This window comes from Streptomyces sp. 4N124, assembly GCF_052245395.1.
Classification (GTDB): domain Bacteria; phylum Actinomycetota; class Actinomycetes; order Streptomycetales; family Streptomycetaceae; genus Streptomyces.
Genome location: NZ_JBQQBS010000067.1, coordinates 37,735 through 52,746 on the forward strand (window position 1 = coordinate 37,735; position 15,012 = coordinate 52,746).

A 15,012-nucleotide genomic window follows, 5' to 3' on the forward strand; every position below is an offset into this window, starting at 1 on the left:
GGTGGGACACGTCCCACCGGCCCACCGCTGTTGTCGGTGGCACCCGATAGCCTGCACAAACAGGCGATCGAAGGGAGGGTGCGGGGGTGCGCGTACTGGGGGTGGACCCGGGGCTGACGCGTTGCGGTGTCGGTGTGGTCGAAGGTGTCGCCGGCCGGCCGCTCACCATGCTCGGCGTCGGCGTGGTCCGTACGCCCGCGGACGCGGACCTGGGGCACCGTCTCGTCGCCATCGAGCAGGGCATCGAGCAGTGGCTGGACGAACACCGGCCCGAATTCGTCGCCGTGGAGCGGGTGTTCAGCCAGCACAACGTGCGGACAGTGATGGGTACGGCCCAGGCCAGCGCCGTGGCCATGCTCTGCGCGGCCCGCCGTGGCATCCCCGTCGCCCTGCACACCCCCAGCGAGGTCAAGGCCGCCGTCACCGGCAGCGGCCGTGCGGACAAGGCGCAGGTCGGCGCGATGGTCACCCGCCTGCTGCGGCTCGACGCGCCACCCAAGCCCGCCGACGCCGCCGACGCCCTCGCGCTCGCCATCTGCCACATCTGGCGTGCCCCCGCCCAGAACCGCCTCCAGCAGGCCGTCGCCCTGCACGCAGCAAAAGCAACCGCATCGAAAGGTCGCCCGGCATGATCGCCTTCGTCAGCGGCACGGTCGCCGCCCTCGCCCCCGACGCCGCGGTGGTCGAGGTCGGCGGTGTCGGCATGGCCGTCCAGTGCACGCCGAACACGCTGTCCACGCTCCGGCTCGGTCAGCCCGCCAAGCTGCACACCTCGCTCGTGGTCCGAGAGGACTCGCTCACCCTGTACGGCTTCGCGGACGACGACGAACGGCAGACCTTCGAACTGCTCCAGACCGCCAGCGGCGTCGGCCCCCGCCTGGCCCAGGCCATGCTCGCCGTGCACACCCCGGACGCCCTGCGCCGAGCCGTCACGACAGCCGACGAGAAGGCGCTCACCGCCGTCCCCGGCATCGGCAAGAAGGGTGCCCAGAAGCTGCTGCTCGAGCTGAAGGACCGGCTCGGCGAGCCGATCGGTGCCCCCGCGGTGGGTAGGGCGATCAGCAGCGGCTGGCGAGACCAACTGCACGCCGCGCTGATCGGACTGGGCTACGCGACCCGCGAGGCCGACGAGGCCGTGGCCGCCGTGGCCCCGCAGGCCGAGGCGGCAGACGGCACCCCGCCGGTGGGTCAGCTGCTGAAGGCCGCTCTCCAGACCCTCAACCGCGCCCGCTGACCCCCCGACCCCGAGGCATACGCAATGAACTGGGACGACCCGACCGACACCCCCGCCGCCGAGCGGCTGGTGGGGTCGGTCGCCGACCGTGAGGACCAGGCCGTCGAGGCCGCCCTGCGCCCCAAGGACCTGGACGAGTTCATCGGCCAGGAGAAGGTCCGCGAGCAACTCGACCTCGTCCTGCGTGCCGCACGCGCGCGTGGCGCCACCGCCGACCACGTGCTGCTCTCCGGCGCCCCCGGCCTCGGCAAGACCACCCTCTCGATGATCATCGCGGCCGAGATGGGCGCCCCGATCCGCATCACCAGCGGCCCCGCCATCCAGCACGCCGGCGACCTCGCCGCGATCCTGTCCTCGCTCCAGGAGGGCGAGGTCCTCTTCCTCGACGAGATCCACCGCATGTCCCGGCCCGCCGAGGAGATGCTCTACATGGCGATGGAGGACTACCGCGTCGACGTCATCGTCGGCAAGGGCCCGGGCGCCACCGCCATCCCGCTCGAACTTCCCCCCTTCACCCTGGTCGGCGCCACCACGCGCGCGGGCCTGCTGCCGCCCCCACTGCGCGACCGCTTCGGCTTCACCGCGCACATGGAGTTCTACGAGCCCGCCGAACTGGAGCGCGTCATCCACCGCTCCGCGCACCTCCTCGACGTCGAGATCGGGGCCGACGGCGCCGCCGAGATCGCAGGCCGCTCCCGCGGCACACCCCGTATCGCCAACCGCCTGCTGCGCCGCGTCCGCGACTACGCGCAGGTCAAGGCCGACGGGATCATCACGCGCGACATCGCGTCGGCGGCACTGAAGGTCTACGAAGTGGACGCCCGCGGGCTCGACCGGCTCGACCGGGGCGTCCTCGAGGCCCTGCTCAAGCTCTTCGGCGGCGGCCCGGTCGGACTGTCGACCCTCGCCGTCGCGGTGGGGGAGGAGCGCGAGACCGTGGAAGAGGTCGCCGAACCGTTCCTCGTACGGGAGGGGCTGCTGGCCCGCACCCCGCGCGGCCGGGTGGCCACACCCGCCGCATGGGCACATCTCGGCCTCACCCCGCCCCGCTCGTCCGGTGCGGGAAACGGACAACAGGACCTGTTCGGGACGTGACGGCGGCCCGACGGCGAGGGCATTGGCCGGACCAGGAACCCCGGTGCCATGCTGAGCGTTGTTCCTTGCGCGCGGACTCGCTTAGACTCCGCCGATGCCGCCTTTGTCGGCGGCACACATACCCCCAACCATCAGGCCGCTCACCATCGCGGTCGCGTGAAGGAAGTACCGACCCGTGAGTCTCGTGACCCTCCTCCCGTTCATCGTGCTCATCGGGGCCATGTTCCTGATGACCCGCTCGGCCAAGAAGAAGCAGCAGCAGGCCGCGAACATGCGGAACGAAATGCAGCCCGGCAGCGGCGTCCGCACGATCGGGGGCATGTACGCCACGGTCAAGGAGGTCAACGAGGACACGGTCCTCCTCGACGCAGGCCCGGGTGTCGACCTCCTCTTCGCCAAGAACGCGATCGGTGCCGTCCTGACCGACGACGAGTACAACCGCATCGTCCACGGCGTCGAGCACGACCTGAAGAGTGACGTCGTCCCGGACGACGCCTCCTCCCTCACCGAGTCGGAGTCCGGTGAGACCGGCGCCGCCTCCGACGACACGCCGGTCGACCTGGGCAAGAAGGACGCGGACGAGGAGCCGGCCGACGAGACCGCGGCCGCCGAGGCGAAGGCTGACGACGAGCCGAAGAAGACCGACGGCGACTCCGACGCGAAGTAGTCATGCACCGGGGCGCGCGGGCCGCTCCCGCGCGCCCCGGAACATGCGAAGCTCGACGGGGATCCCGACACCATGTCATGGCCGCCCGCCCGCCGCACGGGCGCGAGGCGGCCCGAGAGGGAGTACGAGAAGGTGGCAGCACCTAAGAAGGGCCGGAGCGCGAGCGCCCAGAGCAAGCCAGGGCGCTCACTGGTCCTGATCCTGATCGCCATCGTGGCGCTCACCGGGGGAATGTTCGTCTCCGGACACACCACTCCGCGTCTCGGCATCGACCTGGCCGGCGGTACGAGCATCACGCTCCGCGCGGAGCCCGAGGACGGCGACCAGTCCGCGATCAACAAGAAGAACATGGACACCGCGGTCGACATCATGAACCGCCGTGTCAATGGTCTCGGTGTCTCTGAGGCGGAGGTCCAGACCCAGGGCGATCGCAACATCATCGTCAACATCCCCAAGGGCACGAACTCCGAGGAGGCCCGGAAGCAGGTCGGCACCACCGCCAAGCTCTACTTCCGTCCCGTCCTCACCACCGAGGTCGCCGGCGCCGGAGCCGCGGCCAGCCCGTCGCCCAGCGCCTCCAGCAGCGCCTCGGGCGACGCCGACAAGGACAAGGCGACCTCGTCCTCGTCCCCGTCCGCCACCCCCTCGGCGACCTCCACCACCCAGGGACGCGCGGTCACCGGCGCGCTCAAGGCCGACGCCACCCCGAGCAGCTCCGCTTCGCCTTCCGGAAGCCCTTCCCCCTCCGCGAGCGGCAGCGCCCCGGCCGACGACACCAGCAAGCTCCAGGCGCAGTACGCCGCGCTCGACTGCACCAAGAAGGCCGTCCGCGCCACGGCCGGCGAGGGCGCCAAGCCCACCGCGTCGACGGTCGCCTGCGGCCAGAACTCGCAGGGCCAGTGGCAGAAGTACATCCTCGGCCCTGCCGAGGTCGACGGCACCGACGTCGACAAGGCCCAGGCCGTCTTCAACACCCAGACCGGCGCGGGCTGGACCGTCACGATGGACTTCACGTCCGCCGGTACCAAGAAGTTCGCCGACATCACCGGCAAGCTGGCCCAGAACCAGTCCCCGCAGAACCAGTTCGCCATCGTCCTGGACGGCGAGGTCGTCTCCGACCCGTACGTCCGCCAGGCGCTGACCGGCGGCAACGCCGAGATCTCCGGCAACTTCAACCAGGAGTCGGCCCAGAGTCTCTCCAACATGCTGTCGTACGGCGCCCTGCCGCTGACCTTCAAGGAGGACAGCGTCACCACGGTGACCGCGGCCCTCGGCGGTGAGCAGCTGCAGGCCGGTCTGATCGCGGGCGCGATCGGCCTGGCCCTGGTCATCATCTACCTGCTGGCCTTCTACCGCGGCCTGTCAATCATCGCCATCCCGTCGCTGCTGGTCTCCGCGATCCTCACCTACGTGATCATGTCGCTGCTCGGCCCGACCATCGGCTTCGCGCTGAACCTGCCGGCCGTGTGCGGTGCCATCGTCGCGATCGGCATCACAGCGGACTCGTTCATCGTGTTCTTCGAACGGGTCCGGGACGAGATCCGCGAGGGCCGCACACTGCGCCCCGCCGTGGAGCGGGCCTGGCCGCGCGCCCGGCGCACCATCCTGGTCTCCGACTTCGTGTCGTTCCTCGCTGCCGCGGTGCTGTTCATCGTCACCGTCGGCAAGGTCCAGGGCTTCGCGTTCACCCTCGGTCTGACGACCGTGCTCGACGTGGTCGTCGTCTTCTTCTTCACCAAGCCGCTGATGACGATCCTCGCCCGCAAGAAGTTCTTCGCGAACGGCCACAAGTGGTCCGGCCTCGACCCGAAGGGCCTGGGCGCCAAGCCTCCGCTGCGCCGTACCCGCCGTCCCGCCCGCCCCACCGCCGGCCCTGTCGACCCGAAGGAGGCGTGAGATGTCGAAGCTCGGCAACCTCGGCGCCCGACTGCACCGTGGCGAGGTCGGCTACGACTTCGTCCGCAACCGCAAGATCTGGTACGGCGTCTCGATCCTGATCACCATCACGGCCATCGTCGGCCTGACGGTGCGCGGCCTGAACATGGGCATCGAGTTCCAGGGCGGCGCGGTCTTCACCACCCCGAAGACCAGCGTCTCGGTCTCCCAGGCCGAGGAGTACGCGGAAACGGCCTCCGGCCACGACGCGATCGTCCAGGAGCTCGGCAGCGGCGGCCTGCGCATCCAGATCGCCGGTATCGACACCGACAAGGCCGACCAGATCAAGACGGATCTCTCCAAGGACCTGAGCGTCGACTCGGAGAAGATCAACGCCGAGCTCGTCGGCCCCAGTTGGGGTGAACAGATCGCCAACAAGGCCTGGCAGGGTCTGGCGATCTTCATGGTGCTCGTCGTGATCTATCTGGCGATCGCGTTCGAATGGCGCATGGCCGCAGCCGCACTGGTCGCCCTGATCCACGACATCACCATCACGGTCGGCATCTACGCCCTCGTCGGCTTCGAGGTGACACCGGGCACGGTGATCGGTCTGCTGACCATCCTCGGTTACTCGCTCTACGACACTGTCGTCGTCTTCGACAGCCTCAAGGAGCAGGCGAAGGACATCACCAAGCAGACCCGCTTGACGTACAGCGACGTCGCCAACAACTCCATCAACAGCACCCTGATGCGTTCCATCAACACCACGGTGGTGGCGCTGCTCCCGGTCGCCGGTCTGCTGTTCATCGGCGGCGGCTTCCTCGGCGCCGGCATGCTGAACGACATCTCGCTGTCGCTGTTCGTCGGCCTCGCGGCCGGTGCGTACTCCTCGATCTTCATCGCCACGCCGCTCGTCGCCGACCTCAAGGAGCGCGAGCCGCAGATGAAGGCCCTGCGTAAGCGGGTCCTCGCCAAGCGGGCGCAGGCCGCCGCACAGGGCGGGTCCGTGGACGCCGAGATCACCGACGGGCCGCACGCCGACGAGCCGGAGGACGCCGCTCCCGCCGTCGTCGGCCCCCCGCGCAACCAGACCACGACCCGCAACCGGGGCCGCGGCCGACCCTCCGGGAAGCGCCGATGACCGACATCGAAGAGCTGCTGCTCAGCCGCATCCGGGACGTGGCCGACTACCCGGAGCCGGGCGTGATGTTCAAGGACATCACCCCGCTCCTGGCGGACCCGGCGGCGTTCACCGCCCTCACCGACGCCCTCGCCCAGGTCGCCGAGCGGACGAACGCGACGAAGGTCGTCGGCCTGGAGGCCCGCGGCTTCATCCTCGGCGCCCCGGTCGCCGTCCGCGCCGGCCTCGGCTTCATCCCCGTACGCAAGGCGGGCAAGCTCCCCGGAGCCACCCTCAGCCAGGCGTACGACCTGGAGTACGGCTCCGCCGAGATCGAGGTGCACGCCGAGGACCTCACCGGGGCCGACCGTGTCCTGGTCGTCGACGACGTCCTCGCCACCGGCGGCACCGCCGAGGCCTCGCTGAAGCTGATCCGCCGCGCGGGCGCCGAGGTCGCGGGCGTCGCGGTCCTCATGGAACTCGGCTTCCTGGGCGGCCGCGCCCGCCTGGAACCGGCGCTCGACGGAGCGCCGCTGGAGGCACTGCTCAAGGTCTGACCCGCAGCATGCAATACGCAAACGGCCGTCCCGGTGTACCAGGGGCGGCCGTTTCGCGCCCCCACAGGGGCGCGGGGAACTGCGCGACAAGCCCCAACGGCGCCGCACCCGGCAATGCACCCGACCACCCCCGCACAGGCCCCGAAAACACTCACCGGCCACCCCAGAATCCCCCTCACGTCACCTCCGGAACGCCGGCGGCAGCCTCCGGTAGACGGCCCTCACATCGGACTGAAGGCGATCCTGCCGCTCAGGATCGCTACCATGGGGTCTCCGGAGCCTGACCGGGGGACCCGGATCGCGCACGAGGAGCCCTCTTGCCAGACGAGGCCCAGCCACTCACCGCCGCCAAGCCCGAGCCCGCCTCGGCGCCCGCGGCGAAGCCGCCCGCGCCGACCGAGTCGAACGCGAAGAACGACACCCGTGGGCCGGTCGAGCATGCCCAGTCCGCGCCCGTCGACAAGTCGGCCGAGCAGTCGCGCCCCAAGCCGCCCCCGCCCGAGCACCCGGCCACGCCCGCGGTCCGCCCGAACACCGGCCAGCCCGCCCGCTCCGGCTCCTCCAACCGCGTCCGCGCCCGCCTCGCCCGCCTCGGCGTCCAGCGCTCCAACCCGTACAACCCGGTCCTGGAACCGTTGCTGCGCATAGTCCGCAGCAACGACCCGAAGATCGAGACGGCCACGCTCCGCCAGATCGAGAAGGCCTACCAGGTCGCCGAGCGCTGGCACCGCGGCCAGAAGCGCAAGAGCGGCGACCCGTACATCACCCACCCCCTCGCCGTCACCACGATCCTCGCCGAGCTGGGTATGGATCCGGCCACCCTGATGGCGGGCCTGCTGCATGACACCGTCGAGGACACCGAGTACGGCCTCGACCAGCTCCGCCGCGACTTCGGCGACTCCGTAGCCCTCCTCGTCGACGGCGTCACCAAGCTGGACAAGGTCAAGTTCGGCGAGGCCGCGCAGGCCGAGACCGTGCGCAAGATGGTCGTCGCCATGGCCAAGGACCCCCGCGTCCTAGTCATCAAGCTCGCCGACCGCCTGCACAACATGCGCACCATGCGCTATCTCAAGCGCGAGAAGCAGGAGAAGAAGGCGCGCGAGACCCTCGAGATCTACGCGCCGCTCGCTCACCGCCTCGGCATGAACACCATCAAGTGGGAACTGGAGGACCTCGCCTTCGCGATCCTCTACCCCAAGATGTACGACGAGATCGTACGGCTGGTGGCGGAGCGGGCACCGAAGCGTGACGAGTATCTGGCCATAGTGACCGACGAGGTCCAGCAGGACCTGCGCGCCGCCCGCATCAAGGCGACCGTCACCGGACGCCCGAAGCACTACTACAGCGTCTACCAGAAGATGATCGTCCGTGGCCGTGACTTCGCGGAGATCTACGACCTGGTGGGCATCCGCGTCCTCGTGGACACCGTCCGCGACTGCTATGCCGCCCTCGGCACCGTGCACGCGCGATGGAACCCGGTCCCCGGCCGGTTCAAGGACTACATCGCGATGCCCAAGTTCAACATGTACCAGTCGCTGCACACGACGGTGATCGGGCCCAACGGCAAGCCGGTCGAACTCCAGATCCGTACGTTCGACATGCACCGCCGCGCCGAGTACGGCATCGCCGCGCACTGGAAGTACAAGCAGGAGGCCGTCGCGGGCGCCTCCAAGATCCGTACCGATGTGCCGAAGTCGTCCGGCAAGGGGAAGGACGACCACCTCAACGACATGGCGTGGCTGCGCCAACTGCTCGACTGGCAGAAGGAGACCGAGGACCCGGGCGAGTTCCTGGAGTCGCTGCGTTTCGACCTGTCCCGCAACGAGGTCTTCGTCTTCACGCCGAAGGGCGACGTCATAGCGCTCCCGGCCGGTGCGACGCCGGTCGACTTCGCGTACGCGGTCCACACCGAAGTCGGCCACCGCACCATAGGAGCACGGGTCAACGGCCGTCTCGTACCGCTCGAATCCACCCTGGACAACGGCGACTTGGTGGAGGTCTTCACCTCCAAGGCGGCCGGCGCCGGACCGTCGCGCGACTGGCTGGGCTTCGTCAAGTCGCCGCGCGCCCGCAACAAGATCCGGGCCTGGTTCTCCAAGGAGCGCCGGGACGAGGCCATCGAGCAGGGCAAGGACGCCATCGCACGCGCGATGCGCAAACAGAACCTGCCGATCCAGCGCATCCTCACGGGCGACTCGCTCGTCACCCTGGCGCACGAGATGCGCTACCCCGACATCTCCTCGCTGTACGCGGCGATCGGCGAGGGACATGTCGCCGCGCAGAACGTCGTACAGAAGCTCGTTCAGGCCCTCGGCGGGGAGGAGGCCGCCACCGAGGAGATGGACGAGGCGGTACCGTCCCCCCGTGGCCGCGGCCGCAAGCGGCGCAGCAGCCAGGACCCCGGCGTGGTGGTCAAGGGCGTCGACGACGTCTGGGTCAAGCTCGCCCGCTGTTGTACGCCGGTCCCAGGTGACCCGATCATCGGCTTCGTCACCCGCGGTAGCGGAGTATCGGTTCACCGCAGCGACTGTGTGAACGTGGAGTCACTGTCCCGCGAGCCCGAGCGCATCCTCGAGGTCGAGTGGGCGCCCACGCAGTCCTCGGTCTTCCTGGTCGCCATCCAGGTCGAGGCCCTCGACCGCTCCCGCCTGCTGTCGGACGTCACCCGCGTCCTGTCCGACCAGCACGTCAACATCCTCTCCGCGGCCGTCCAGACCTCCCGCGACCGCGTCGCCACCTCCCGCTTCACCTTCGAGATGGGCGACCCGAAGCATCTCGGCCACGTCCTGAAGGCGGTCAGGGGAGTGGAGGGCGTGTACGACGTGTACCGGGTGACGTCGGCGCGCAGCCGGGCGTAGGGCATACGACGAGAAGGGCCCCGTACGCGATGTACGGGGCCCTTCTTGACGTACCGGGTGTCAGCCGCCGAACTCCTGCAGACCCTTCAGCGCCTGGTCCAGCAGGGCCTGGCGGCCCTCCAGTTCCCGCTCCAGCTTGTCGGCCCTGGCGTTGTTGCCCTGGGCGCGCGCCTGCTCGATCTGCTTGTGGAGCTTGTCCACGGCGGCCTGGAGCTGGCCGGTCAGACCCTCGGCACGCGCGCGTGCCTCCGGGTTGGTCCGGCGCCACTCGGTGTCCTCGGCCTCCTGGATGGCGCGCTCCACCGCGTGCATCCGGCCCTCGACCTTCGGACGCGCGTCGCGCGGCACATGGCCGATGGCCTCCCAGCGCTCGTTGATCGAGCGGAACGCGGCACGTGCTGCCTTGAGGTCCGTGACCGGGAGGATCTTCTCGGCCTCCTCGGCCAGCTCCTCCTTGAGCTTCAGGTTCTCCGACTGCTCCGCGTCCCGCTCGGCGAAGACCGAGCTGCGGGCGGCGAAGAACACGTCCTGCGCGCCGCGGAAGCGGTTCCACAAGTCGTCCTCGTGCTCGCGCTGGGCGCGGCCCGCGGCCTTCCACTCCGACATCAGCTCGCGGTAGCGCGCGGCCGTCGGACCCCAGTCAGTCGAGCCCGACAGCGACTCGGCCTCGGCGACCAGCCGCTCCTTGGTCTTGCGGGCCTCCTCGCGCTGGGCGTCCAGCGACGCGAAGTGTGCCTTGCGACGCTTGGAGAACGCCGACCGGGCGTGCGAGAAGCGGTGCCACAGCTCGTCGTCCGACTTGCGGTCCAGCCGCGGCAGGCCCTTCCAGGTGTCCACCAGCGCCCGCAGCCGCTCACCGGCCGCCCGCCACTGGTCGGACTGCGCCAGCTCCTCGGCCTCGGTGACCAGCGCCTCCTTGGCCTTGCGGGCCTCGTCGGACTGCTTGGCGCGCTGCTGCTTGCGCTCCTCGCGGCGTGCCTCGACGGTCTCCACGAGCTTGTCGAGCCGCTTCCGCAGCGCGTCCAGGTCACCTACCGCGTGGTGTGCGTCGACCTGCTCGCGGATGTGGTCGATGGCGACCTGGGCGTCCTTCGCGGAGAGGTCGGTGGTCTTCACTCGCTTCTCGAGGAGGCCGATCTCGACAACCAGGCCCTCGTACTTGCGCTCGAAGTAGGCCAGCGCCTCCTCAGGGGAGCCGGCCTGCCAGGAACCGACGACCTGCTCGCCATCGGCCGTACGCACGTACACGGTCCCCGTCTCGTCGACGCGGCCCCACGGGTCGCTGCTCACAGCGCCTCCTCCACATGATGCCTGCACAGGGCTTCAGCACCCCCGGCATCGTCCACAGTTTCGTCACGGCCAACATAGGCGACCGGCGGGTTGCCTGTCCGCATCCCGCGCGACCGAAATTTCGCAGTTGACGGTCAGGATTTCGTGACAGTTGCCTTGTTTATCACGACCGTTGCGTTGGGTGCGGTGTTCCCGGTCGTAGGGTCTGCGGCCTGCGCTCCAGCGTCCGCGATCTTCTTCAGGACCTTCATGCCCGCTTCGGACACCGTTCCGAACGGTGTGTAGTCGGGCGGCAGCTGACTGTCCTGGTAGACGAGGAAGAACTGGCTTCCACCGCTGTTGCGGCCTTGCTTCGTCTGGGCGTTGTACTGGTTGGCCATCGCGACCGTGCCCGCCGGGTACACCCCGCCCTTGAGGCTCTTGTCCTTGAGGTTCTCGTCCGGGATCGTGTAGCCGGGCCCGCCCATGCCGGTGCCCTTCGGGTCGCCGCACTGCAGCACGAAGATGCCGCTGGGGACGAGCCGGTGGCACTTGGTGTGGTCGAAGAAGCCCTTGCCCGCGAGGAAGTTGAAGGAATTCACGGTGTGCGGCGCGGCCGACGCCTTCAGATCGATGTCTATGTCACCGCAGGTCGTGGCGAGCTTCATCGTGTACTTCGCCGACTCGTCGATGCTCATCGACGGCTCTTTCTTCCAGGTCGCCGTCTTGGCCTTGCCCGCGGCCGGCTTCTCGCACGGGTCCTCGGCCTTGCTGGGCGCCGACGCGCTCGGCGTGACATCCGCGCTCGCGTTGGTCTTGTCGTCGTCCTTGAGGACCCCGGTCGTGTACAGCGCCAGGCTGCCGATCAGGATCACGCCGAGCGCGGACGCGATCGCGGCGTTGCGCGTACGCGCCTTGCGCCGTGCGTCGGTGCGCCGCTGCTGCTGCCGCAAGAACTTCTCCCGCGCGAGCTGACGCTTCCGCTGTTCTTGGCTGACCACCGGGTTTCTCCTCATACGTCTCGTACGTCGACCGGTACGCGTGCGTCGTTCGAATCGACCACCCGCGTGTGCCCCGTACCGTATATGGGTTCGCTGAGGAATCGGCAGCGCCGGTAGGCTCTGACCTCAGGCGCTGCCCATGCGCAAGCCCACCCGAATCGACACAACGAAGGACGATCGTGCTCATTGCCGGGTTCCCCGCCGGGGCCTGGGGGACGAACTGTTATCTCGTCGCCCCCGCCGCCGGTGAGGAGTGCGTGATCATCGACCCGGGCCACGAAGCGGCCCCAGGAGTCGAGGAAGCACTGAAGAAGCATCGGCTCAAGCCCGTGGCGGTCGTCCTCACCCACGGCCACCTCGACCATGTGGCCTCGGTCGTCCCGGTGTGCGGCGCGCACGACGTGCCGGCCTGGATCCACCCCGAGGACCGGTACATGATGAGCGACCCCGAGAAGGCGCTCGGACGCTCCATCGGGATGCCGCTGCTGGGCGAGCTGACCATCGGGGAGCCGGACGACGTCAAGGAGTTGACCGATGGCGCGCGACTGGAGCTGGCGGGTCTGGAGCTCTCCGTCGCCCACGCGCCGGGCCATACCAAGGGGTCGGTGACGTTCCGGATGCCCGAGGCCGCCGACATCCCGTCGGTTTTCTTCTCCGGGGATCTGCTGTTCGCCGGCTCCATCGGACGCACCGACCTGCCCGGCGGTGACATGGCCGAGATGCTCGACTCGCTGGCCCGTGTGTGCCTGCCGCTCGACGACTCGACCGTGGTGCTGTCCGGCCACGGCCCCCAGACGACCATCGGCCAGGAGCGCGCCACCAACCCGTATCTGCGGCAGGTGGCGGCCGGCCAGGGAGAGGGTGCGAGCACCCCTCCCCGACGAGGAATGTGACGAGAGAGTTCCGTGAGCACCTTCAAGGCCCCCAAGGGCACGTACGACCTGATCCCGCCGGACAGCGCCACGTACCTGGCCGTCCGTGAGGCGATCGCGGCCCCGCTGCGCAACTCCGGCTACGGCTACATCGAGACGCCCGGCTTCGAGAACGTCGAGCTGTTCGCGCGCGGTGTCGGTGAGTCCACCGACATCGTGACCAAGGAGATGTACGCCTTCGAGACCAAGGGCGGCGACCGGCTCGCCCTGCGCCCCGAGGGCACGGCCTCCGTCCTGCGCGCGGCGCTCGAGGCCAACCTGCACAAGGCGGGCAACCTCCCGGTCAAGCTCTGGTACTCGGGCTCGTACTACCGCTACGAGCGCCCGCAGAAGGGCCGTTACCGGCACTTCTCCCAGGTCGGCGCCGAGGCGATCGGCGCGGAGGATCCGGCGCTGGACGCCGAGTTGATCATCCTGGCGGACCAGGCGTACCGCTCGCTGGGCCTGAGCAACTTCCGCATCCTGCTCAACAGCCTGGGCGACAAGGAGTGCCGTCCGGTCTACCGCGCGGCCCTCCAGGACTTCCTGCGCGGCCTGGACCTCGACGAGGACACGCTGCGCCGGTCGGAGATCAATCCGCTGCGTGTCCTCGACGACAAGCGCGAGTCGGTCCAGAAGCAGCTGACGGGCGCGCCGCTGCTGCGCGACTACCTCTGCGACGCCTGCAAGGCGTACCACGAGGAGGTCCGTGAACTGATCACCGCGGCGGGGGTCGCCTTCGAGGACGACCCGAAGCTGGTGCGCGGCCTGGACTACTACACGCGGACCACCTTCGAGTTCGTCCACGACGGTCTGGGCTCGCAGTCCGCGGTGGGCGGCGGCGGCCGCTACGACGGACTCTCCGAGATGATCGGCGGTCCCGCGCTGCCGTCGGTGGGCTGGGCGCTGGGCGTCGACCGCACGGTCCTCGCCCTGGAGGCGGAGGGCGTCGAGCTCGAACTCCCGGCTGCCACCAGTGTGTTCGCGGTTCCGCTGGGCGACGAGGCCCGCCGCGTTCTGTTCGCCAAGGTCACCGACCTGCGCAAGGCGGGTATCGCGGCCGACTTCTCCTACGGCGCCAAGGGCCTCAAGGGCGCCATGAAGAACGCCAACCGCAGCGGCGCCCGCTACACCGTCGTCGCGGGCGAACGCGACCTCGCCGAGGGTGTCGTCCAGCTCAAGGACATGGAGTCCGGCGAGCAGACGCCGATCGGCGTGAACGAGATCGTGGCGGAGCTGGAGGCGAGACTGGGCTGAGCCCAGGGGTTCTCGCCCCCGCCGCCCCTACCCGTCCCATCCTCCAGGGGGCTCTGCCCCCTGGACCCCCGCTCCTCAAACGCCGGAGGGGCTGTTTAGCCCGTCCGGCGTTTGAGGACGAGGCCGTTCAGGCCGAAGCGGGGGTCTGGGGGCGCAGCCCCCAGGGATGGGACGGGTAGGGGCGGCGGGGGCGAGGAAACCTCAGTCCAGCAACCCGTACCGCATCGCACTCGTCACCGCCGCCGTCCGGTCGTCCACGCCCAACTTGCCGAAGACGCGCAGCAGATGGGTCTTCACGGTCGACTCGCCGATGAACAACCGGCGCCCGATCTCAGCATTCGTACAGCCCTCGGCCACGAGCCTCAGCACCGCCGTCTCCCGCGCAGACAACCGCGGCCGTTCCGGCTTCGTCCGCAACTGGTCCACGAGCCGCGCCGCCACCGACGGCGCCAGCACCGTCTCGCCGCGCGCCGCGGACCGTACGGCCTCGGCGAGTTCACCTCGCGGGAGATCCTTGAGCAGGTAACCCGCCGCCCCCGCCTCCACCGCCCTCAGGATGTCCCGGTCCGTCTCGTACGTCGTGAGGACGATGACCCGGCAACCCAGCCCGGCCTCCGCCATCCGCACGATCGAGTCGACACCCCCGCCGCCCGGCATCCGCAGATCCATCAGCACGATGTCCGGCCGCAACTCGGCCGCCAGCGCCTCCGCCTGCGGTCCGCTGGACGCGTCGGCGACCACCTCAAGGTCCGGTTCCGCGCTGAGCATCGCCCGCAACCCCTCCCGTACGACGGGATGGTCGTCGGCCAGGATGATCCGGATCACGGCACCTCACTCCTCACGGCGGGTACGGGCAGCCGGACGGTGACCGTGGTGCCCTCGCCCGGCGCGCTGCCGACCTGTGCGGTTCCGCCCACCTCGGCGGCCCGGGCGCGCAGCCCCGCCAGACCGTACCCGTCATGGACGGCACCGGGGTCGAAGCCGCGGCCGTCGTCCCGTACGGACACGGTGAGCGTCTCCGCGGCGTACGCCAGCGTGATGCCCACCGTCACAGAATTCCCGGCGTGCTTGCGGGCGTTGGCCAGCGCTTCCTGGCAGGAGCGGAGGGCGACCACCTCGGGACCGGCGGGCAGCGCGCGCACCGGACCCGTCACCTCCAGTTTCGCGT

Annotated in this window: 14 protein-coding genes; 10 read left to right on the plus strand and 4 right to left on the minus strand. The window is 69.7% G+C overall.

Going from position 1 to position 15,012, the window contains the following annotated elements; all coding sequences use genetic code 11:
- The first annotated feature begins 86 nt into the window (after positions 1-86).
- The 8 genes from ruvC to ACTWQO_RS41560 all read left to right on the plus strand — a co-directional run bounded on the left by ruvC (position 87) and on the right by ACTWQO_RS41560 (position 9,406).
- Positions 87-632, plus strand: coding sequence for a crossover junction endodeoxyribonuclease RuvC (gene ruvC, locus ACTWQO_RS41525; protein WP_443242557.1), 546 nt, complete (start codon positions 87-89; stop codon positions 630-632).
- Entirely contained in the window at positions 629-1,234 is a 606-nt protein-coding gene (ruvA, locus tag ACTWQO_RS41530; RefSeq protein ID WP_443242558.1) for a Holliday junction branch migration protein RuvA, read from the plus strand. The genes ruvC and ruvA overlap by 4 nt, the downstream gene beginning before the upstream one ends.
- Positions 1,235-1,258: 24 nt before the next feature.
- Positions 1,259-2,329 (plus strand): Holliday junction branch migration DNA helicase RuvB, encoded by a 1,071-nt coding sequence (gene ruvB / locus ACTWQO_RS41535; protein WP_210580457.1) that lies wholly within the window; start codon positions 1,259-1,261, stop codon positions 2,327-2,329.
- A 175-nt stretch (positions 2,330-2,504) separates the two neighbouring features.
- On the plus strand, positions 2,505-2,996 hold the full coding sequence (gene yajC / locus ACTWQO_RS41540) for a preprotein translocase subunit YajC (protein ID WP_443242559.1): 492 nt from the start codon (positions 2,505-2,507) through the stop codon (positions 2,994-2,996).
- A 132-nt stretch (positions 2,997-3,128) separates the two neighbouring features.
- Entirely contained in the window at positions 3,129-4,892 is a 1,764-nt protein-coding gene (gene secD / locus ACTWQO_RS41545) for a protein translocase subunit SecD (RefSeq protein WP_443242560.1), read from the plus strand.
- 1 nt (position 4,893) lies between these two features.
- Complete coding sequence (secF, locus tag ACTWQO_RS41550; RefSeq protein ID WP_443242561.1) at positions 4,894-6,012, plus strand: protein translocase subunit SecF; 1,119 nt, start codon at positions 4,894-4,896, stop codon at positions 6,010-6,012.
- Entirely contained in the window at positions 6,009-6,548 is a 540-nt protein-coding gene (locus ACTWQO_RS41555; RefSeq protein ID WP_443242562.1) for an adenine phosphoribosyltransferase, read from the plus strand. The genes secF and ACTWQO_RS41555 overlap by 4 nt, the downstream gene beginning before the upstream one ends.
- A gap of 317 nt (positions 6,549-6,865) precedes the next feature.
- On the plus strand, positions 6,866-9,406 hold the full coding sequence (locus ACTWQO_RS41560) for a RelA/SpoT family protein (protein ID WP_443242563.1): 2,541 nt from the start codon (positions 6,866-6,868) through the stop codon (positions 9,404-9,406).
- A 60-nt stretch (positions 9,407-9,466) separates the two neighbouring features.
- Here ACTWQO_RS41560 and ACTWQO_RS41565 read toward each other — a convergent pair whose 3' ends face one another.
- Positions 9,467-10,696, minus strand: a complete 1,230-nt coding sequence (locus ACTWQO_RS41565; protein WP_443242564.1) for a DUF349 domain-containing protein — start codon at positions 10,694-10,696, stop codon at positions 9,467-9,469.
- Between the two features lie 134 nt (positions 10,697-10,830).
- Positions 10,831-11,676: a peptidylprolyl isomerase gene (locus tag ACTWQO_RS41570; protein WP_443242565.1), complete on the minus strand. Its 846-nt coding sequence runs from the start codon at positions 11,674-11,676 to the stop codon at positions 10,831-10,833.
- Between the two features lie 179 nt (positions 11,677-11,855).
- Between ACTWQO_RS41570 and ACTWQO_RS41575 the strand changes: the two genes are divergently transcribed.
- On the plus strand, positions 11,856-12,569 hold the full coding sequence (locus ACTWQO_RS41575) for an MBL fold metallo-hydrolase (protein WP_443242566.1): 714 nt from the start codon (positions 11,856-11,858) through the stop codon (positions 12,567-12,569).
- Between the two features lie 12 nt (positions 12,570-12,581).
- Positions 12,582-13,844, plus strand: a complete 1,263-nt coding sequence (gene hisS, locus ACTWQO_RS41580; RefSeq protein ID WP_443242567.1) for a histidine--tRNA ligase — start codon at positions 12,582-12,584, stop codon at positions 13,842-13,844.
- Positions 13,845-14,045: 201 nt separating this feature from the next.
- Here hisS and ACTWQO_RS41585 read toward each other — a convergent pair whose 3' ends face one another.
- Together ACTWQO_RS41585 and ACTWQO_RS41590 are read right to left on the minus strand one after the other, a co-directional pair.
- Positions 14,046-14,669, minus strand: a complete 624-nt coding sequence (locus ACTWQO_RS41585; protein WP_443242568.1) for a response regulator — start codon at positions 14,667-14,669, stop codon at positions 14,046-14,048.
- A partial coding sequence (locus tag ACTWQO_RS41590; protein ID WP_443242569.1) for a sensor histidine kinase occupies positions 14,666-15,012 on the minus strand: 347 nt, incomplete at its 5' end. The genes ACTWQO_RS41590 and ACTWQO_RS41585, both read right to left, overlap by 4 nt.